Source organism: Streptomyces chengmaiensis (assembly GCF_029846775.1).
Classification (GTDB): Bacteria; Actinomycetota; Actinomycetes; order Streptomycetales; family Streptomycetaceae; genus Streptomyces; species Streptomyces chengmaiensis.
The window spans coordinates 95,868-113,931 of the sequence record NZ_JARWBG010000002.1 but is presented as its reverse complement, the minus strand read 5'-3'; the positions used below and the strand labels follow the sequence as shown (position 1 = coordinate 113,931).

At 69.3% G+C, this 18,064-nt stretch carries 19 protein-coding genes; 1 reads left to right on the top strand and 18 read right to left on the bottom strand.

Going from position 1 to position 18,064, the window contains the following annotated elements:
- Positions 1-14: 14 nt before the first annotated feature.
- The 6 genes from QCN29_RS02365 to QCN29_RS02340 all read right to left on the bottom strand — a co-directional run bounded on the left by QCN29_RS02365 (position 15) and on the right by QCN29_RS02340 (position 4,106).
- A complete protein-coding gene (locus QCN29_RS02365; RefSeq protein WP_279925878.1) occupies positions 15-824 on the bottom strand; it encodes an aminoglycoside phosphotransferase in 810 nt (269 codons plus the stop codon).
- Positions 825-904: 80 nt separating this feature from the next.
- Positions 905-1,135 (bottom strand): hypothetical protein, encoded by a 231-nt coding sequence (locus QCN29_RS02360; RefSeq protein ID WP_279925876.1) that lies wholly within the window; start codon positions 1,133-1,135, stop codon positions 905-907.
- 4 nt (positions 1,136-1,139) lie between these two features.
- A complete protein-coding gene (locus QCN29_RS02355; RefSeq protein ID WP_279925874.1) occupies positions 1,140-2,297 on the bottom strand; it encodes a radical SAM protein in 1,158 nt (385 codons plus the stop codon).
- A gap of 140 nt (positions 2,298-2,437) precedes the next feature.
- Entirely contained in the window at positions 2,438-2,857 is a 420-nt protein-coding gene (locus QCN29_RS02350) for a hypothetical protein (RefSeq protein ID WP_279925873.1), read from the bottom strand.
- A 341-nt stretch (positions 2,858-3,198) separates the two neighbouring features.
- A complete protein-coding gene (locus QCN29_RS02345; RefSeq protein WP_279925871.1) occupies positions 3,199-3,537 on the bottom strand; it encodes a hypothetical protein in 339 nt (112 codons plus the stop codon).
- 155 nt (positions 3,538-3,692) lie between these two features.
- Positions 3,693-4,106 (bottom strand): ATP-binding protein, encoded by a 414-nt coding sequence (locus QCN29_RS02340; RefSeq protein ID WP_279925869.1) that lies wholly within the window; start codon positions 4,104-4,106, stop codon positions 3,693-3,695.
- 136 nt (positions 4,107-4,242) lie between these two features.
- Between QCN29_RS02340 and QCN29_RS02335 the strand changes: the two genes are divergently transcribed.
- The gene (locus tag QCN29_RS02335) at positions 4,243-5,595 is read left to right on the top strand and encodes a transcriptional regulator (protein WP_279925868.1); all 1,353 of its coding nucleotides are present in this window, start codon (positions 4,243-4,245) and stop codon (positions 5,593-5,595) included.
- 67 nt (positions 5,596-5,662) lie between these two features.
- Here QCN29_RS02335 and QCN29_RS02330 read toward each other — a convergent pair whose 3' ends face one another.
- From QCN29_RS02330 to QCN29_RS02275, 12 genes are all read right to left on the bottom strand, one after another.
- Positions 5,663-5,917, bottom strand: coding sequence for a hypothetical protein (locus QCN29_RS02330; RefSeq protein ID WP_279925866.1), 255 nt, complete (start codon positions 5,915-5,917; stop codon positions 5,663-5,665).
- Positions 5,914-6,150, bottom strand: coding sequence for a hypothetical protein (locus tag QCN29_RS02325; protein ID WP_398859087.1), 237 nt, complete (start codon positions 6,148-6,150; stop codon positions 5,914-5,916). Before QCN29_RS02325 ends, QCN29_RS02330 begins: the two co-directional genes overlap by 4 nt.
- 589 nt (positions 6,151-6,739) lie before the next feature.
- Positions 6,740-7,630 (bottom strand): peptidoglycan-binding protein, encoded by an 891-nt coding sequence (locus tag QCN29_RS02320; protein WP_279925864.1) that lies wholly within the window; start codon positions 7,628-7,630, stop codon positions 6,740-6,742.
- Positions 7,631-7,697: 67 nt separating this feature from the next.
- Positions 7,698-9,404 carry a hypothetical protein gene (locus tag QCN29_RS02315; RefSeq protein WP_279925862.1) on the bottom strand — a complete coding sequence of 569 codons (1,707 nt, stop codon included), beginning with the start codon at positions 9,402-9,404 and terminating at the stop codon, positions 7,698-7,700.
- Positions 9,405-9,546: 142 nt separating this feature from the next.
- On the bottom strand, positions 9,547-10,356 hold the full coding sequence (locus QCN29_RS02310) for a pentapeptide repeat-containing protein (protein ID WP_279925861.1): 810 nt from the start codon (positions 10,354-10,356) through the stop codon (positions 9,547-9,549).
- Positions 10,357-11,030: 674 nt separating this feature from the next.
- Complete coding sequence (locus tag QCN29_RS02305; RefSeq protein WP_279925860.1) at positions 11,031-12,005, bottom strand: hypothetical protein; 975 nt, start codon at positions 12,003-12,005, stop codon at positions 11,031-11,033.
- Positions 12,005-13,108 carry a hypothetical protein gene (locus tag QCN29_RS02300; RefSeq protein ID WP_279926147.1) on the bottom strand — a complete coding sequence of 368 codons (1,104 nt, stop codon included), beginning with the start codon at positions 13,106-13,108 and terminating at the stop codon, positions 12,005-12,007. Before QCN29_RS02300 ends, QCN29_RS02305 begins: the two co-directional genes overlap by 1 nt.
- A gap of 12 nt (positions 13,109-13,120) precedes the next feature.
- Positions 13,121-13,939, bottom strand: coding sequence for a phage distal tail protein (locus QCN29_RS02295; protein ID WP_279925859.1), 819 nt, complete (start codon positions 13,937-13,939; stop codon positions 13,121-13,123).
- 6 nt (positions 13,940-13,945) lie between these two features.
- Positions 13,946-16,363 carry a phage tail tape measure protein gene (locus QCN29_RS02290; protein WP_279925858.1) on the bottom strand — a complete coding sequence of 806 codons (2,418 nt, stop codon included), beginning with the start codon at positions 16,361-16,363 and terminating at the stop codon, positions 13,946-13,948.
- Between the two features lie 224 nt (positions 16,364-16,587).
- Entirely contained in the window at positions 16,588-17,073 is a 486-nt protein-coding gene (locus tag QCN29_RS02285) for a DUF7426 family protein (RefSeq protein WP_279925856.1), read from the bottom strand.
- Positions 17,073-17,606 carry a phage tail tube protein gene (locus QCN29_RS02280; protein WP_279925855.1) on the bottom strand — a complete coding sequence of 178 codons (534 nt, stop codon included), beginning with the start codon at positions 17,604-17,606 and terminating at the stop codon, positions 17,073-17,075. Before QCN29_RS02280 ends, QCN29_RS02285 begins: the two co-directional genes overlap by 1 nt.
- Positions 17,607-17,615: 9 nt before the next feature.
- Positions 17,616-18,047, bottom strand: a complete 432-nt coding sequence (locus QCN29_RS02275; protein WP_279925854.1) for a minor capsid protein — start codon at positions 18,045-18,047, stop codon at positions 17,616-17,618.
- Positions 18,048-18,064: the final 17 nt, after the last annotated feature.

Sequence of the window (18,064 nt, the reverse complement as noted above, 5' to 3'; positions counted from 1 at the left end):
GGGCGTTCAGTGATCTACGGGGCTTGGGTTCGCCAGTAGGTCACCCAGTCATGCGCGAGCCGCCCCATGTGCTTCTTCCAGTCCTGCGGGTCGTGGCGGGCGATCTCGTCCCACGTGTGAGCGTTGGCCTCGGAGAAGGCGGCGACGGCATCGTGCTCGGCCGCGGCCCACGACGGGAACTCTCCGCGCGCCCACGCGTCCGCATCTTCCGCAGTGTGTCCCGCTTCCATGAGCCGCAGGATCAGCACTGCGGGGTCGATCCATGCCGCGCCGCGGGTAGGCCATGCCCAGTCGATCAGGTGGGCGATATCGGTCATGAGCACGTTGTGCGGGGCGAGGTCGGTGTGCAGCAGCGTGTCGCCGGCGAGTTGCTCGACGCCGGCAGGTCCCGCGTAGCCGCTCCAACGGTCCTCGGCCCGCTTGAGGCCGATGTCGGGGCAGCGCGTGCTCTGGAGCTCAAGCAGGGCACGGGCGACGAGCGGTAGGTCGGGGGAGCCGGGGGCGTAGTCGGCGTGGCGGGCGACCAGGTGCTCGTATCCGATCAAGTCCCATCCGGCGACGTTCACGTGCCACAGCAGCCGAGGGCAGGGCGGGGGCAGGTACGGATTGATCGCGGCCTCGCGCTGCTGTGTCCGGATCTGCGGGTGATCGGTGGGCACGCCTTTGACGAACAGGGTTTCGTCGGCGGTGGTGATGATGGCGGCGATGCCTGAGTTAGCGCCGGCGTCGGCGGTGGCGGCGTGCAGGACTGGCCCTGTGTGGTGCTCGACGGCGGCGCGCGCGGCGAGCGGTAGGTCGTCCCAGTGGATGCGGTCTACGGGCATGAGGGGGCTTCCTGGGGGTGGACGGCGAGCCGCCCCCGACCTTACGCGGGCGGGGGCGGCTCTGTGGTGCATGTGGGGGCTTAGTACGGCTGGTCGTCGTCGGCCTGGCAGGAGCAGCCGAGGGCCTCGGAGAACGAGCCGATGTCCTTCGTGATGCGGAACCCGTCCTCGGCGATCGGGCGCGACGTGATCGCGACCGGGAGCGGGCCGGCGGCCGATTCGGTCGGGCGCGGCATGATCGAGACCATCACGGGGCCACGGGGCCGAGCCGCGGTGGATTCGGTGGTGCGGGGTTCGATGGCGGTTGCCATGGGTTCACCTCACAGGTTCGGGGTCGGGATGCTGGCAGTACATTTCTCGTGGTGCCTTCGCCTCCTGGTAGAGCCTGGCCATGGGGCGGCACGTGGTGCAGCCGCCCGGGTTGCCGTCGGCGTCCTTCTGACCGAACGTGCAGCCGGCGCAGCCCCCGGTGCGAAGCTGTAGGCCGTCGGCGATGCCGCCGAGGCGTTTGAGTCCCTCGATGCCTTCCTGCATGAGGGCGATGTGCGGCTCGCGGCCGATCTTGCAGATGGACGCGTGGCCGAACGGGTCCGCGTGAAAGAAGGTGTGTCCGGCGTTGCAGCCGGTGAACGGCTTCCGCTTGCGGAGGTACTTACGGGCCTGCTCGGGGATCGGCGTCGCGTCGCCCTGAATGGTGGGCGACATGTTCGTGAAGACGTACACCTGCCCGTATCGCTCGGCGAGTTCTTCCATGGCGGCGAACTCGTCGGCGTTGTCGTTGGTGACCACGATGTTGAGCTGCAAGCGCAGGCCGGCCTCGCGGGCGGCGTCGAGTCCTTTGATGAAGCGGCCGAACGCGCCCCGGTTTCGGGTGAACCCGTCGTAGGTCTCTTCGGTGGCGCCGTAGACGCTCAGGGACAGGTGATGCGGCGGGCGCGCGGCGAGGGTGTCGAGGATCTTCGGCTTGTGGAGCTGCGAGCCGTTCGTCGAGATTGTGAGCATGATCCCGAGGTCATAGGCGTACGAGTACATCTCGGGGAACTCGCGGTCGATCAGGGGCTCGCCCCCCGTGATCTGGAGCCAGAGCACACCGGCGTCGCGCATTATGTCGAGCAACCGGATCTTGTCCGGTCCCGGCATCCCCTCGAACCGCTTGAGGCCGAGGTAGCAGTGCGGACAGTCGTAGTCGCACCCCTTGTTGATCTCCCACGACGCACGGGCCATGCCGTACGTGGAGGGGGCGCGCACGATCACCGTGTCGCGCAAGGGGCGGTGCCCGGGAAGGTCGAGCCCCCATGCCTGGCGGGCGCCGTCGACGAGCCAGCGCGGAGCCTCGGTGCCGGTGCTCGCGGCCTTGCTCAGTTCGAGGTACCGGGTGAGCGGGATCTGCACGCCGTCGTCGTTTCCGGGGCGTAAGACGAGGTGCTCGCCGAGGAACGGTGAGACGACGAGGCTATGAGTAGGTGCTGACATGTACCCCCCAAGTGGGTGTGGAAGCGCGAGTTCTGGTGCGACCCTGACCCGGATGGTCGCCATGGGCGCCGCTACCGCGGCGAGGGGTGATGCGGTGCCCGGACAGCGGGTGCGCGATTGATCGACGGTCCGGGCGCGGTTCACTCGGAGAGCTCCGGCCGGTACGGATAGAGCATCTGTCGGTCGTAACAGGCGTTTTCATCCGCGCAGACGACGGAGGAGAACCAGACACCGTCGATGTCATCGAGCTCGCGGGCGATGTCGAGGTCGTCCACGCGCGCAGCGACGTCGCAGCAGTGGCACTTGACGACCGGGGCGCCCGGGGGAGGTTCTATACCCACGGGCAGTGAGCCCCCGAGGCGCTGCCAGGTGATCGGGTCGCCGGTCCGGAGGTAGCAGGCGACGACGTCACTGCACGAGCGCCGACTCGCGATCTGCTCGTGCCCGTCACCATCGAAGCAAACGAACGTTCCGGTCTCGGTGTCGTCGTGCGGCACGAGCGCCGCGCAGATTCCGCACCGCGCGAGTACGGCGCTATCCACGGCGGACCGCCGGGGCATGTAGTTGCACATAGGGGCGCAGGAAGAACTCGTGACCGTCGATCGGCAGCAGGCGGTCACGGACATGGAGGGGGAGAAGCCGGCGGGCGTAGGCCGGAGCGGGGGGAAGCGCCGAGGGGAGGTACGCGGGAGGCGTCGGGCGCCTGCGTAGCTCGGATAAGCGGCGGTGCATGGCGGAGAGGGTCCGGCAGATGCCCGGCCCTAACCAGAACCAGAGACAGGCGATAAGGTCGCGCATGTTGTCATCAGCTCCTAGTCAGCTGTTGGCTTCGCTGCCCGGCGGCCGTAGGCGCGGCCGTCGGGTCTTTGGTTGTTGTGACGTGAGAGGCGGACCGTTGCTGTCAGACGGGCGGGCCGCCTACTCCGCTGAACCTCCGGGCGGGAAGAGCCTGCGTCTTGCCGAGGAACAGCCGTCCGTGCTGCGCCCCTTCCGACACGTACGCTCTGACGGCGGCGAGCGGCGTGCTCGGCAGCAGGGGGTCGAAACCAACCCCGACCGCTATCGCGGCGCCGTCCGTGACCAGCCGCGACCACTCGGTGCTTACCGGGACGCGAAGTGAAGCCCAGCAGCCATCGAGACTCAGGAATGCGGCCCGTCCGTGAAGGACGAGTCGGGGCCCGATGTTGGGAAGCAGCTGCGAGGGATGGGCGAGCTCCAGCGCCGACGCGAGGCCGCGCATGTGTCCCTCGACGGATTCCGGCGACTCACCTTCCCTGCGGGCGGGAGGATGGGCAAGGAGGAGAAAGGCGACGTGCCCGACCGTGGTGGGGTCTACCCAGAACCAAGCTGCGAGGGATGCCAGTAGGCCGGCAGTCGGGACGGGCGCGCTTGCGATCAGCATCGGATCACGTCGGCCCGTGTTGTGTTCTCGTCCGTCTTGAACTCGGTCCATACGGTCTTGCCGCACGAGTTGTGCGGCGTCACCCCCCATCCGTCCGCCAGGGACGACACGATGAGCAGCCCGCGCCCGTCGGTGTCGTCGTCACTCGGCCGCGCGAGGCCGGGAGCCCCCGCCCCTGCGTCGTGCACCCCGACACGCAAGCGCCCGTCATCGAGTGAGACCTTGACGAGGAAGCCACCGTGTGCGCCGTGCCGTACCGCGTTGGTCGCAAGCTCGGAGAGGCAGAGCACCGCGTCGTCGGAGCGGTCGGTAACCTTCCACTCCTCAAGCACGCCACCTAAGAAGGAACGGGCCTCGGGTACCGCGCCATCTGCTCGCGGAAACCGCTGCGCCACCGATCTCGGCATGAGTTCAACCCCCTTGCCTACGCCGTTGGTTCGAGTAACAAGGCAACCGCGGGGCGGACAGCGGGGGTACCGTCATGAGGGGTGGCAAAGGGTGGCACTTGAGCGACCGCGCCTGTCGAAGGGGTAGGTACCGAGCATGACGTCGCCGAACACTGATCTAGCGGGGTGGCTGGAACGATCCGGCATGAGCAACAGGGAGTTGGCTCGCCAGATCAAAACCGCAGCTCAGGTATGGGGGGAGCCCCATATCCGGCCCGACGCAACGGCCGTCCGGCGATGGCTGAACGGGCTTCAGCCGCGCCCGCCCGTGCCCGAGATCATCGCCGACGTCATCTCGGCGAAGGTTGGGTTCCGGATCACTACGTACGATTTGGGCTTTCCCGAGGGCGGAACAGCCGACCGCTCACTCGCCTACAACTCCTCATTCGCCGTTACGGTTGAAGCGGTAGCCGATTTGGGGAGGGCCGACGTGGACCGTCGAAAGTTCCTGGCAGCGGCGCCCTTTGCCGCCGTCGCCGCTGTGGGGCCGTCACGAGACTGGCTGCTGAACACGCTTGAGCAGCAGCCCGAGCCGGGCCGGCGCGTCCGCCTTGAAGATGTGTCCGCCGTCAAGAACATGTTCGGCGAGTTCCAGAAGATGGACGTACTGCAAGGCGGCGGCTCGGGACGTCTCATCCTGGCTCAGTACATGAACCAGCACGTCTACCCGCTGTTGCGTGAGACCCACTCCGAGGACGTTCGGCGGGCCTTGTGCGAGGCGGCGGCCGAGCAGACGTACCTGCTCGGCTGGATGAGCTACGACAACGGAGAGCACGGGACCGCGCAGCGCTACTTGATCCAGTCGCTTCGGCTCGCCGAAGAATCCGGTAACGCAGCCCTCGGCGCGCACGTCCTCGCTGGTATGGCCGATCAGACCACTCTGCTCGGTAACCCCACGGAGGGCCGACGGCTCGCGCAGGCTGGTCGCGCCGGACTCGGCAAGAACACGTCACCCGCGTGCATGGCTGACCTGTGGGCACTTGAGGCTCGGGCCCTCGCCAAGCTCGGCGAAAATTCCGCCGCAACCCGAGCGGTGGCTGAATCCGAAGCGGCCTATAGCCGCGTACAGCTCAAGAACGAGCCAGAGTGGGCAGCGTTCATCGACCCTGCGTACCTGCACGGCGAGCACGCGAACACCTTCCGCGACCTCAACGACGCAGCCGCGGCCGAGGAGCACGCGCAACAGTCCATCGACCACGCCCGCAAGCAGCAGCGGGCCCGCCGCGGCGCAATGTCGCAGGCGGCCCTCGCTGTCTCGCATCTCCAGCGCAATGACCTCGAAGCGGCGCACTCGGCGGGACTGCGAACGCTGGCTCTGACACGCCAGGTCAAGAGCTCGCGGGCTGTCGAGGCAGTGCAGGACTTGCAGCGCCGGATGCAGCCGTTTGGTACGCACCGCCTTGTCGCCGATTTCAACGACCGCGCCCGGGAACTGGTCGCCGCGGCGTAGAGACCAGACAACGGCAAAGAGCGCCCCCGCAGTCGGCCCGAGGCCGGTCTGCGGGGGCGCTCTGTGTTCAGTGGGCGGCGGTCTGCCAGAGGGTGAGGGCGAGGCCGATCACGCCGACCAGGGCGAGGACGCTCGGGAGGGGCCACCGGGTCTTTTCGAGGATGTCGAGCCGCTGCTCGTGGTCGGCGAGGCGGTTGTCGGTCTGGTCGCTGCGCTGCACGAGCAGGGCGAGCGAGCCGTCGGTGCGGGCGAAACCTGCCTCGACGACGCCGCGCAGCCGCTCAAGTTCGAGCGCGACGTCGCCCGGGGTCGGGTCGGTCACTGGCGCCCGGCGCGCAGCCACTGCGGCAGCAGGTTGTCGACGACCGGGAGCGCCATCACGCGCGTGATGCCACCCGTGATGGCGAGGGCCAGGCCGACGCCGGCGGCGGTCTGCGGGATGCTGGCGGCGTCGATGATCAGGGGCAGACCTGCGGCGAGGCCGAGCACAGTCTGCGTAACAGTTCGGACAGTTCTACGGGCGGGCTGGCTCAGATGCATGTGCTTCCAGACCATCAGTCGGGGCATTCATCGGTCTACGGGACTAAGGGGGGACAGTGTTTCTAGATCAGTTGCCTGCACTGATAGGGGTTGTCGTTGGCTCGGTGGCTTCGTATGCGACACAGAGCCTGACTGAGCGCCGTCAGTGGAGGCGGCAACGCGACGAGAGATGGGATGAGAAGCGCTTTGAGACGTACACCCGTTATGGCAACGTCCTCAAGACGCAGCTCCGTATTGCCCAGCGCATTGGTGCCGCCCTCGGCTTCTCGGATGTTGTTGATCCGCTGGAACCGGAGGAGGGTCTGGCCTTGCTCGCCGAAGCGGAATCTCGTCGCTCGGCTGAGTGGGAATCCGTGTTGTTAGTCGGAGACGCGGCGACTATTGCAGCGGCTCGACGGTGGCACGAGACGGTGTGGGGTATTGAGCTGCTTGTTCGGGAGAGACAAGTTGATGCCGAGGTTTGGACAAAGGCCCATCGCTTGGCGAGTGCGGCTCGTGACGACTTCTATCAGAACGCACGGCGTGACCTCGGTATCACCGGAGCCCCTCCCCCCTCCGGGGAGTGGCCACGTGACTGGCGAGCCGAGCTCTCTGGTTAAGTCCTTCAGCTCCGCGGGACTCTAAGGGAGGCCCACGAGGTAGGTCCGGGCCATCCGTCGGCGTCGTCGCCTCGGTAGCCGAGGTGTCGTTGCCACCGTGCGTAGCTCTGGCGGTCGACCTCGGTCCACTGCGGCCCCGGGCCTCGGCGGTAGGCCGAGCAGCCCTCGGCGACGAGCCGCCGGCCCATGGCGGTGACGATCGGCGAGCGCGGGTGCCGCTTGAAGAACGCGACGCCCGGGTACGGCTCGAACCTCGGGGTCGGCGGCTTGGGCTTGGGCTGCTCGGGCTTGGTGGCGAGGCGGCGGTCGATCCGCTCGCGCATGGTGGCCATGGAGAACCCGCGCGGGTCCGACTTCCAGTCGCTCCACTCCTTGTGTCCGATGACGCTCGCACCGGTCCAGCCGTAGGCACGGCAGATCGCGGCCGAGACGCGCTCGATCGCGTCGAGCTGCTCGTCGGGCCACGGGTCGCGACCGTCGCCGAGGTTGACGCACTCGAACCCGTAGAAGCGCGCGTTCCCGTCGGCCGCGCCCGCCGAGCCGTCGTGCTTGTGCGTCGCCGGCAGCGACCGCTCGGCGACCACTGCGGCGAGCACGCCCGGGTCGCCGCCCCCGGCGTGGTTCGCACGTCCCGCGCTGATCAGGTAGACCGTGCCATCCTTCGCGATCACGCCATGGCACAGCGGCCCCGGGAGCGAGGCGTATCCGTCGTAGCAGAGCCGCACCGAGTGCTCGGTGCCCTCGCTCACGGTGTGGTGGATCATCACACCGTTGATCGGCCCAAACGAGCCCTTGTGGTTACGGTTGTGGGTGCGCCACGAGTCGACCTCGACGACGCGAACGCCCTCGGCGCGCAGGATCGCGACGAGCCGATCGGGCGTGAACGGGGTTGCCATGGTGGGTGTCTCCAGACATGAAAAAACGCCCTCGGCGGGGTGCCGGGGCGTGCGGTCGGTGGGTCGGTCAGACGAGAGCGAGCGCCATGATCGCCGGGTCGAGCCCTACCTCGCCCGAGCTCTGGTTCACGGTGCTCGGTAGCGACGTCTGCGAGTCGAGGCACAATGCGCGCTGAAACGCGCTGCCCAAGAAGAAGTTGGCCGGTGCACTCGGGCTCTCGTTCTGTATGTGCATGTAGTAGAAATCCGTCGCGCTGCCGGCGGACAGGAGAAACGCACTCCAGTAGCGGCCCGGTTGCAGGGTGACGATGCCGGACAAGGGCACGGGCACGGCGCCGATGTGGTTATTCCTCCCGCCCGGGGCAGTGCCGGTGATCTGTCCGGCCGCGGGCAGGCTCGACACCTGCCCCGATGTCGCCACCCGCGCCCCCGACTCGTTGTAGATCCCGGCATAGAACCGCGCGGCCGGTACCGCGCTGCTGCCCGCCCACCCGCGCGCGAAGATCGCCACGGCGTTGACCGGGGTCGGCTCGGAAATGTAGATGCCGCTCAGATAGATCCGCTTGAGTACGGCGGCCTTGACCGTGGTCGGGTTCGAGACGTGCGCGGGGTCGCACGACCACGCCTGAAACCCGAGCGCGGCCGGGGCCCATGTGTTGCGCGTGGTGGTGGACGGGAGCTGTTCGACCGGGAGCCGGCCGGACGAGTCGAGCGAGGCGACGCCGGACGCCGCGCCCCGCGCGGTGGTCGCGATGGCGCCGACTTGCGCGGCGGTGTGCGTGTGACTCGTCGCCGCGGCGCCGACGTCGGCCGCGGCCAGGACGACGACGCCGGACTGCCCGTTGACGGACTCGACCGCACCGGTGCCCGAGGTGTCGGGAAGCTGCTCGGCCGGAACCTTGCCGGTCGCGTCGAGCTGCGCGACGCCCCCGGCGGAGCCGGCGGCCGTGGTGGCGAGGGCGCCGACGTCGGCGGCGCTCAGCACGACGTCGGCCGCGCTCACGCCGTTGACGGACTGGACGACACCCGGGGCGCCCGGTGCCCCGGCGGGGCCGGTCTCGCCCTGGTCGCCCTTGGCACCCGGGGCACCCTGGGGGCCCTTGAGATTGCCGATCGAGGCACCCCACCCGGACGGGCCGCGCTGCCAGATGTCGCCGGTATCGGTGCGCAGCAGCATGTCGCCCGGTCGCGTACTGGCGCTCGACGTCGAGGTGTCGTTGACGTACCAAGCGGCGCCGCGCACGTCGCCGCCGAGCTGCGTCCACATGCCGGCGGTCCTCTGCCACGTCGAGACGGTCGTCGAGGTGACGCCGAGGAACTCGACCGACTCGTACCGCACGTAGACGTCGCCGTCGACGCCGAGGGCGGGATCGGGCGCGGCGGTGCCGCTGTAGATCCTGCTGCCCGGGGCGCCCTCGGGGCCCTGCGGTCCAGGCACGCCGACATAGTTCGGTTTCGAGGGGTCGGTCGGAGCGATGTCGGCGAGGTCGACGTCGGGGTACGCGGCCGGTAGCACGATGTTGTACGAGCGGCCCGCGGAGATACCCGAGAGCTGCTCGGTCAAGACGTATGCCCATCCGGACGGGTCCATGTCGGGCGCGTCGGTGGCCGGCAGCGTGACCTCGACCGCGCCCTGCGCGTCGAGTTGCACGGTCACGGGGCCGCCAAGGATCACGTCGGCTTCGGGGAAGGTGAGCTGAGCGGGGGCGCGGAAGGTGACTGATCCTGATAGCGGCTGTCCGTTGGGCGAGAGGTACCGCCCTCGTACACGCACGGTGGGGATGGTTTCGGGAAGCGTGTCAGCCTCCTAGTTGTGTCGTCTCGTGAGGTTGGTGCAACGGCACGCGATCACGGGCGCGGTGGCGGGACATCTCGCCGGAGCCGCAGCTGTTATGGGGACGGTGGTGGAGTCGCTATCAGGCCACGGGTACAGCCACATCGGCTCCGCTGTTGCCAGCGCCTTGAACACGCCAGTTGCCGTCGCCGAGGGGAACAGAACGCGCCCGCACCTGCCTGGCAAGCGCGTAAGGCCAAAGTGTCTGCTCTGACCAAGTCAAATCCACAAGCTCCGCGCCGGTCAGGTCCGCGCCGGTCAGGTCCGCGCCGGTCAGGTCCGCGCCGATCAGCTTCGCGCGGCACAGCTCCGCGCCGGTCAGGTCCGCGCCGATCAGCTTCGCGCGGCGCAGGTCCGCGTCAGTCAGCTTCGCGCGGCGCAGGTCCGCGCCGACCAGCGTCGCGCGGCTCAGGTTTGCGTCGGTCAGGTTCGCGTCGGTCAGGTTCGCGTAGCGCAGGTTAGCGATGGCCAGGTTCGCGCGGCGCAGCTTCGCTCCGGTCAGGTTCGCGCGGCTCAGGTTTGCGTCGGTCAGGTTTGCGTCGGTCAGGTTCGCGTAGCGCAGGTTAGCGATGGCCAGGTTCGCGCGGCGCAGCTTCGCTCCGGTCAGGTTCGCGCGGCTCAGGTTTGCGTCGGTCAGGTTTGCGTCGGTCAGGTTCGCGTAGCGCAGGTTAGCGATGGCCAGGTTCGCGATGGCCAAGTTTGCGTCGGTCAGGTTTGCGTCGGTCAGGTTCGCGTAGCGCAGGTTAGCGATGGCCAGGTTCGCGATGGCCAAGTTTGCGTCGGTCAGGTTTGCGTCGGTCAGGTTTGCGTTGGCCAGGTTTGCGTCGGTCAGGAGCGCGCGGAACAGGTTTGCGCGGCTCAGGTCCGTGTCGGTCAGGTCCGTGTCGGTCAAGTCCGAACGGTGCCGGTTCTCGTCACGCGAGTTCTTCCCCGTCAACGGCGCTTGCCGGGCACCGGCGGCGAGCAGAACGCGGCACCACCAGTGGGAGGCGCGGACGTGTAGCCACGGCCGGGAGGGGCGTGCGGCCAGCGCAAGGCGGCCGAGTGGGGTGTCAGGGTGCGTCTTCACGGACCTCTCCCGGGCGCGAGGTTGGCAGGGTCGTGTGTCGCGCGGGACCGGGGAGTGGTCCGGGTGGGGGTGGTTGGTCAGTGCGGGCGGCGACCTCGACACCGGAGAGCAGACCGCGGAGCGTGGCGGGGGCCCCGACGCCGAAGATGAAGGCCGGCCAGGGGCCGCTGATCTGGTCGTGTGCGGCGGCCGCCACTGCGGCACCCAGCACGGCGCCGGCGGCCAGCACGAACAACCGTGGCCCCAGCTCCCCAACCGAATTCCCGGTGTCGTTCTTCGTCCTCCAGGGCCAGAAGTACCCGGACGACACCACGGCCGTCGTGAAGGACAGAACCGAAGCCGCTCCCCCACCGGTCAGGCCCCAGAGGGCCGCTTGCCACCACGCCATACGAGTACGGTAGCCAGCCGATCCAGTCGTGCGGGAGGGAAGCCAGTAACTGGGGCACCGGCTGCGCAATGATGGCAGGTAGCGGCACCAACGTCATGCGGTAGCACGCCTAGTCATCGATTCCGTGCAGCCCTCGTATGGGGGCCGCTGCGGTGAGGACAGTTGTGGGTTGGACGAACGCCAAGCCGTCCTGCTCGCCGTGCGGCGGCCGCGAGGCCGGGGTCGGAGCGGTGCCGTGTCCGGGGCCGGTCGGCGTGGCGCTGCTGCGCTCGGCGGTGCGCGTGCTCGGCCGGGGGTCGGGTGTCTCGCTGGTTGAGCGTGTGGCGCGGGTGTGGGCGCCGAGGACGTGAACGCTTGCCCCGTTGCTGCCTGCCTTCTGCCGCACCTGTACGCGAAAGAAGCACTGGAGCAGGTAGGCGGAGCGGTGAAGGGGGAAGGTGAGCCAGCGGGAATCCCAGGCGACCGTGTTCGCGGGCGCGGTGATCTGCGCGGTGGCGACGTCTGTCCAGCCGGTTTCGTCGGCGGTGCGGTACTGCACACGTACCTCGCACGTCGCGCCGGCGGCGGCCCCGTACTCGACGAGGACCGCGGCGACGGGCTGCTGCGCGGGCACGGAGGCGAAGTAGCGGTTCACGAAAGAGCTGCTGGTAACGACGTCGTCGCCGCTGAGTGCCTGGAACGGCAAGGGGAGGTAGGGGGTGCCTAGACCCCATCCGGTGGTGGTCTCGTCGGAGAGCACTTGGTGGCCGGAGCGGTCCCAGATGCTCACGGCCTGGTCGTCGACACCCAGTGCCTGGGGGATCGCGCGGACGGTGAACGCGGTTGTCCCGTCCTCGCGCTGGATGTGCACGCCCTGCTGCGGGCTGCCGTCGGTGTGGTTGTAGGCGGGGCCGAACTGTCCGACGCCGAACAGGCCCGTTCCGTCCGGGGCGTAGACCTCCAGCGTGCCGCCCTCGGCGATCTTGACCTTGCCGTGGGTGATCTCGTCGAGGGCCGGGCGGATGTTGGCGCGGCCCAGGATGGTGCGCACGTCGCGCTCAAGGGCGCGGATGCGGTCGAGCAGGTCGAGGGGGATCGAAGCCACTATGCCTCCAGATACAGGCGGGCGGTTTCGGGCCGTCCGCGCAGCGGCGGGGAGATCGCCAGCCCGATGACGCGATAGCGCTCGTCGAGTCCCTCGGCGAAGTAGTCGTCACGGATGCGGACCCGCACGGTGGCGCCGAGCAGGGCGGGGGAGAGCGGGACGCGGCCGAGGGCGACGGTCACCTCGGGAATGGTGCGGGGACGGCGCGCGGCGTCGAGGTCTGCGCGCGCGTGTGCGGCGAGGGTCGCCTGTTCGGAGACGGTGGAGTAGTCCGAGGTGCCGTCAAGGCGCGGCCAGCCGTCGGCGATCTGGGCGTCGTCGACGAGCAGATCGGACAGCAGCGGCAGTGACTCGCTCGTCTGGTTGCGGTTGTCGCTTGCGCCGCGCGCCTGCCAGGCGTTGGCCCGCACGGTGGCGTCGATCGGCCACCCGTATCCCAGAATCGGCCCGGGATGGTCGAGGACGATGTCGCTGGTGCCGGCGGTGATGACCGGTGAGCCGAGCTGCAACCGCTTGACGCGCCGTCCGCTGACCGGGTCGCGTTCGCTGGCTATGCGCCACTCGAAACCCTTCTCAACGGCTCCGAGTTGGTCGATCAGGTCGCGTATGCGCGGCTGGTCGTGGCGGCGGTATGTGCGGTCGCGCAGGACGCCGGAGGTCTCGGTGTGGTAGACGATGCCGATGTCGCCGCCGGGCAGGCTCGCGGCGTAGTCGATGAGTCCGCGGACGATGTCGAACTGATCGGTCGCCCATGCCTGCTGGCTGTGGAAGAGGGCGCGGTGGTCGAGGTAGGACGCCCATCCGCCGGCCTGGACGTGCAGGCCGAGGAATCCGCGGTCGTCGCTGGTGACGTCGGCGGTCCACAACACGCCGCCCCACCAGATGTCAGAGTCGCGCTCCACCCATAGGGCGGTGCGGCCGGGGACGACCGCGGTCCGCGCGCGTTGGGCGAGTGCCCGGTTCGGCAGGGGGATCGTTGCCTTGGCGGTGCCGGTCTTGCCGATGTAGTCGTCGAGGGACACGTCGGTGAGCGGCAGGACGTCGAGCAGCTGGTCGGAGCGCAGATCGCAGAACAGTGCCCGATACAGAGTGCTGGCGGGGATCGGGTTGTCTCCTTACCAGTAGGCGGCGCGGTAGCGCACGGTCGCGGTCGCGGCCGGATCACCGAACCCCGGGGCCATGCCGAAGGTGAGCGGCGTCGTGCCGGGGGCGAGCGTGAACGCCTGCTCTGGTGTGCTGCGGTTGGTCGCGGATGAGATGACGTTCTGTCCGTTGAGCGTCACGGACCCTTCCCTGGTGTCCACGTGCAGCCGCTCGCCGTCGGCGAGGGCGATGTCGTATTCGAGGACGTCGCCGGATGCCGCGTTCGTCAGGCTCGGCCGCTCGACCGGGCCGCGGAAGGTGATCACGGGGTGTGAGACGGCGTCGCCCGTGTTGCGGACGGCGGCGGACGGGGCGGCCGCGGTCAGAGATGTCTGCTGCTCGATGAGGCCGTACCGGCGCGGGTCGCTCGCCTCGAACTGGAGCGCCGCCCCGTGCACGACGCCGACCGCGTACCCGCCCGTCCCGACGGGAACGGCCCGGCGGATGCACCGCGCCCAGGCGGCCAGCGGCGGGGAGCGGTCGAGCTGGATCACGAGCGGCAGTTCGTCGTCGCGTAGCGCGGTCGCGGCCGACAGGGCGCGCACTGCCGTGCCCGCCTGTCCGGGCTCGGTGCGGATCACGATGCCGTCGAGGGTGATCGTGCGTGGCTGCGCGAGCAGCCGGCCAGGGTAGGCGCCGTGCGCGTCGGCACGGCTGACGGTGCCGGAGTCGAGGGCGGGGGAGTCTTCCCACCCGGTGAGGGACTGCCACCCGTAGGCGGTGCCAGGGCCGAGCAGCAGCTCGCCGAATTGAACGTGTCCGGGCTGGGTGACCAGATCACCCGTGGCCATGGCTGGTCACCCCCTGCCCTTGGCGTGCCAGGCGAGCGCGACGGCGTTCTGCTCGGGCGTCTGCTCGCCGGCGTGCCAGTGCTCGATGTGGACCGGTGCACCCCAACCGCCCGCCGCGCCCGCGTTGGCGGCGGGCGCGCTGGCGGTGGCGAACTGCGGGGCGGCGGGAACGGTGACGAGCCTCCGCATGGTGCGGTCGACAGCGGGAGCGCCAGCCTTGATGCCCTCGACGATGCCCGCGGGGATGAACTTGCCGATCTTGTCGCGCATGAGCCGCGACGGCGACCGGATGCCAAGGGCTTTCGCGATCGGGCCCGGGATCAGTTTCTTGGCCCACGACGTCAAGGTCGACTTGAGCCACGGCCCCTTGGCTTTGATGCCGTTCCACAGGCCGACGATCAGGTCGCGGCCTTTGCTGTAGAGCATCGAGCCGAAGTTGCCGAAGTAGGCCACGATCGCGCGTGGAAGTCCGCGGACCCAGGCGAGCATTTCGCCGGCCTTGCGGACCGTTCCCGACTTGACCGATCCCCAGTGCCGGATGATCAGCCCGACGAGCGGCCAGTTCAGGAAGAAGCCGAGGACGCGGCCGGGGATACCTTTGATCCAAGTGACGGTGGCGTTCCAGATGCGGAGCGTTCCGGCTTTGATCGCGTCCCAGTGCTTGATGATGAGACCGACCAACGACCAGTTGAGGAAGAAGGCAAGGATCGCCTCCCCGACGCCCCTTAGCTTGTTCCACAGCCAGTCCCACGCCGCCTTTGTGGCACCGACGACGGTGTCCCAGTTGGCGACGATCAGGGCGACGACGCCGACGACCGCGGCGGTCACGAGCGCGATCGGGCCCATGGCGAGCAGCCATGCGGCGGCCATGCGGGCACCGTGGATCAGGGACTGCGTCCCCATGAGCACCCACGACGCGACCACCCGCACGGCAGCCGCGGCGGCCCCCGCGCCCTGCGCCACCCAACCCGCGAGCATCGTCGCGTTGAGCAGCACGAACCGGGCTGCTGCGGTGACGCCGGCGGCGGTCTGTGTGGCCCATCCGGTCACAACCGCGACGGTCGTCGTCGCTGCGGTCGTGGCGAGCGCGACGAGCGTCGGCAGCATCAGGACCGTGATCACGCCGGCGGCGATCGAGAGCGCCGTCGAGTGCTCGGAGATCCACCCGACGGACGCGCGCAGCGCGCCGCCGAGCCCTCCGTCGCCGATCCAGTCGGCGGCGGTCTCAAGCGCCGGAACGAGATAAGTCCCGAGCACGCCGACGAGCTTTTGCTCTATGCCGCGCTTGAACGCTTCGAGTTTGGTCGCCGCATTGTCGTGCATGGCGTCGCCGGCGGCATCGGTGGCGCCCTTGACGTCGCCGAGCGCCTTTACCGCGCTGGACGGATCGAGCGAATAGAGCGCGCGCTGCATATCCTCGGACTTGGTTCCGAAGAGACCGAGCGCGATCTCACTCTGCTTTGCAGGGTCCTTGACGCCGCGCAGCTTGTCGAGAACTTGATCGAGAGCCTTTGCCGCTTCCGGCCCGCCCTCTCTGAAAACCTTCTGCATCTTGTCGACAGAAAATCCGAGATCCGTAAAGGCGGTCGCCGTCGCGTCGCTCATCCCCTGCGCCTGAAGGGTGAATTCCTTCAAGCTGTCGGCGACCGAGTCGGCGTCACGAGCGCCGCCCCTGAGCCCCTGCTGCAAAAGCCCCATGGACGTCTGAGCGTCGATGCCAAGCTGCCGGAATTCCGTCGGATACTCGGCGAACGTGTCGAGGAGATCCTCCGCGACGTCGACGCCGTTCTGCGAGCCGCGCACGAGCACGTCGAGCGCTTCCTGCGCGTTCTTGGCGAGCCCGTTTTTCATCATCGTGCCCACGGCACGAGACACCTTGGACACGTCCTCGCCCATGACCGAGGCAGCGCTCACCACCTGCGTCGCAAGCGTCTTGACCTGGCCTCGGGTCGCCTCGGGCGGCAGCAGACCGTTTCGCGCGATGCCCTTGATGATCTCGGCGCCGTCCTTGACCGAGTCGACGATCGCCCCCGCGTACAACTCGCCCGCGGCCTGGCCGTAGGTCTTGGCGACCGGCTCGGTCGCGCCGAGCTGCGCCTGCAACGTCCCGGGAATCTTGCTTTGGTCGAGGGCCTTCCCGATCCCGGCCATGAGCGCGCCGCCGATCGCCGCGCCGATCGCGGCGGCGGCGATCCCCTTCACGGCGGTCTCGATGCCGGACGACGCCCGGTCGGCGCCATCGGCCGCGCCGTCGGCGAGACCGTCGCCGAGCCCCTCGCCCGCGCGGTCGCCGCTGCGTTCGGCGTCGGCGGCGATCCGGTCGCCGCCCGACTGCACCGCAGCGCGGGCGCGGTTCATCCCGGATACGGCGCCCGAGTCGTCGATGGTGACCGTGGCGGCGAGCTCGCCCACCATGAGTGCCATGGGGCCTCACCTCCCGGTGGTTCGGCCCCCCGACGGGGAGGGGTCAGGCGGAGGAGTGAGGACCCGCGCGAGGCGGGACTCGGCGGAGAGCAGGGCGAGCACGCGCACCCGCAGCCATCGCCACGACCGGGCGCGCAGCAGGCCCGGGGTGCCTAGGTCGATGCCGTAGACCTCGTGCAGATCGGCCTCGACGAGCGGCCACTCGGCGAGGATCTGCGCCCACGTCAGCGACGCTTGCGGCCCTTGCTGTTTCCTCGGGGCCGCGCCGGGCGGGTACTCGTACCACTCGTAGAGCCCCGAGACGGGGTCGAGCTCGCCGCACCCGATCGGTTCCGGCGAGCCGCCCGGTTCGGGGCCAGACGAGAAGGGTCGCCGGCCGCGTTCCAGTACCGTTCGGCCGCGTTCTTGTCCTGCGCGATCCACACCATGGCGGTGATCGCCGCGTGCTTGAGCGCGGGCCACTTCACGCCGTCGGCGACCATCTGATCGTGGGCAGCGCCGAGCACCTCGCGGTAGAGGTCGCGCTCGGCGGCGTCGCCGAGCACCTGCTCGTCGGCGCGTCCGCCGTCAGCCGCGACGGCGGCGGCATTGATCAGGGCCTGCGTGCGCAGACCGATCTCGGCCGACGGGGCGTCGACGGTGTAGAGGCGTCCGCCGATGGGGAGTTCGAGCCGTTCGTCGAGCAGCTCGTCGAGGGCCTCGAACGCCACTACGCATCACCCCCGAGCGTCTTGGTCTCGACGGAGAGCAGGCCGGCGCCGGCGACCGGATTCGCGATCTCGGTGAGCGAGCCGGAACCGGTAAGCGTGACCTTGATCGTGTCGACCGCATCCGGGCCGCCCCCGTCGGGCTCCCACTTCACCAGGGCCGTGCCCTCCTGCGCGTCTGCGGCGCCGGTCCGGTCGTAGTAGCGGACCCGCACGTACGACGCCGCCCCGAAGGAACGGGCCGCCTTCCTGAGCGCTTCCTGCGCGGCATTGAACACGCCGGTTGTCGGGTGCGCGCGGTGCGCGATGGTGGTCTCGATCGACCACGCGAGCATGGTCACGGCCTGCTCGCTCCACCCCTCGGCGTCGTAGGTGGTCACCTCCTGCTGCGTCGGGTCGATCTTCGGAGTGAACTCGGTGACCCCGGGGACCAGCGTCCACACCGGGGTTTCGGGCGCGGTGCCCATGTCCAGCTCAAGGCGGTACCTGCGGGCGAGCGCGGTCACGGTCTCGGCCGGGGGCGTCGGCGTACTCAACGGCGCCTCCTATTCGAGGTTGGGGTGCGCGCGGTGCGCGCGGGCGTAGTAGTTGGCGGTGCGCTCCCAGCGGCCCGAGGAGTCGGCGCCGATCGGGGCGGCCGAGACGCGATAGACGAGCTGCACAGGCACGGCGCCGAACCGGTGCGGTCCAGACGCGTGCAGCAGCTCGTGCACCTGGTCGTCGAGGGCATCGACCTCGCGCGGGTCGGCGCCCGCGCGGGTACGTACCTGGATCCCGGTGGCCGTGTCGGTGAGCACCGATGAGTCGGTGACCGGGTAGGCAGACAGGCAGATGACACGGTCGGGCGCGGGAGGGAGGGCAGCGATGGTGATCGCGGTCTCGGCGGCGGCGTACGAGTCGTCGGCGCGGTAGATGCCGACACCCTGCTCGTGCAGCAGGCGGGCGAGACCGTCGAGGAGGTCGACGGTGTAGGTCATCGTTCTTATTGCTCCAA

Excerpts from the sequence above, each read along its gene's own strand:
- QCN29_RS02365 (WP_279925878.1), bottom strand. The coding sequence starts at position 824 with ATGCCCGTAGACCGCATCCACTGGGACGACCTACCGCTCGCCGCGCGC.
- QCN29_RS02360 (WP_279925876.1), bottom strand. The coding sequence starts at position 1,135 with ATGGCAACCGCCATCGAACCCCGCACCACCGAATCCACCGCGGCTCGG.
- QCN29_RS02355 (WP_279925874.1), bottom strand. The coding sequence starts at position 2,297 with ATGTCAGCACCTACTCATAGCCTCGTCGTCTCACCGTTCCTCGGCGAG.
- QCN29_RS02350 (WP_279925873.1), bottom strand. The coding sequence starts at position 2,857 with ATGCCCCGGCGGTCCGCCGTGGATAGCGCCGTACTCGCGCGGTGCGGA.
- QCN29_RS02345 (WP_279925871.1), bottom strand. The coding sequence starts at position 3,537 with ATGCGCGGCCTCGCGTCGGCGCTGGAGCTCGCCCATCCCTCGCAGCTG.
- QCN29_RS02340 (WP_279925869.1), bottom strand. The coding sequence starts at position 4,106 with ATGCCGAGATCGGTGGCGCAGCGGTTTCCGCGAGCAGATGGCGCGGTA.
- QCN29_RS02335 (WP_279925868.1), top strand. The coding sequence starts at position 4,243 with ATGACGTCGCCGAACACTGATCTAGCGGGGTGGCTGGAACGATCCGGC.
- QCN29_RS02325 (WP_398859087.1), bottom strand. The coding sequence starts at position 6,150 with ATGGTCTGGAAGCACATGCATCTGAGCCAGCCCGCCCGTAGAACTGTC.
- QCN29_RS02320 (WP_279925864.1), bottom strand. The coding sequence starts at position 7,630 with ATGGCAACCCCGTTCACGCCCGATCGGCTCGTCGCGATCCTGCGCGCC.
- QCN29_RS02295 (WP_279925859.1), bottom strand. The coding sequence starts at position 13,939 with ATGGCCACGGGTGATCTGGTCACCCAGCCCGGACACGTTCAATTCGGC.
- QCN29_RS02290 (WP_279925858.1), bottom strand. The coding sequence starts at position 16,363 with ATGGCACTCATGGTGGGCGAGCTCGCCGCCACGGTCACCATCGACGAC.
- QCN29_RS02275 (WP_279925854.1), bottom strand. The coding sequence starts at position 18,047 with ATGACCTACACCGTCGACCTCCTCGACGGTCTCGCCCGCCTGCTGCAC.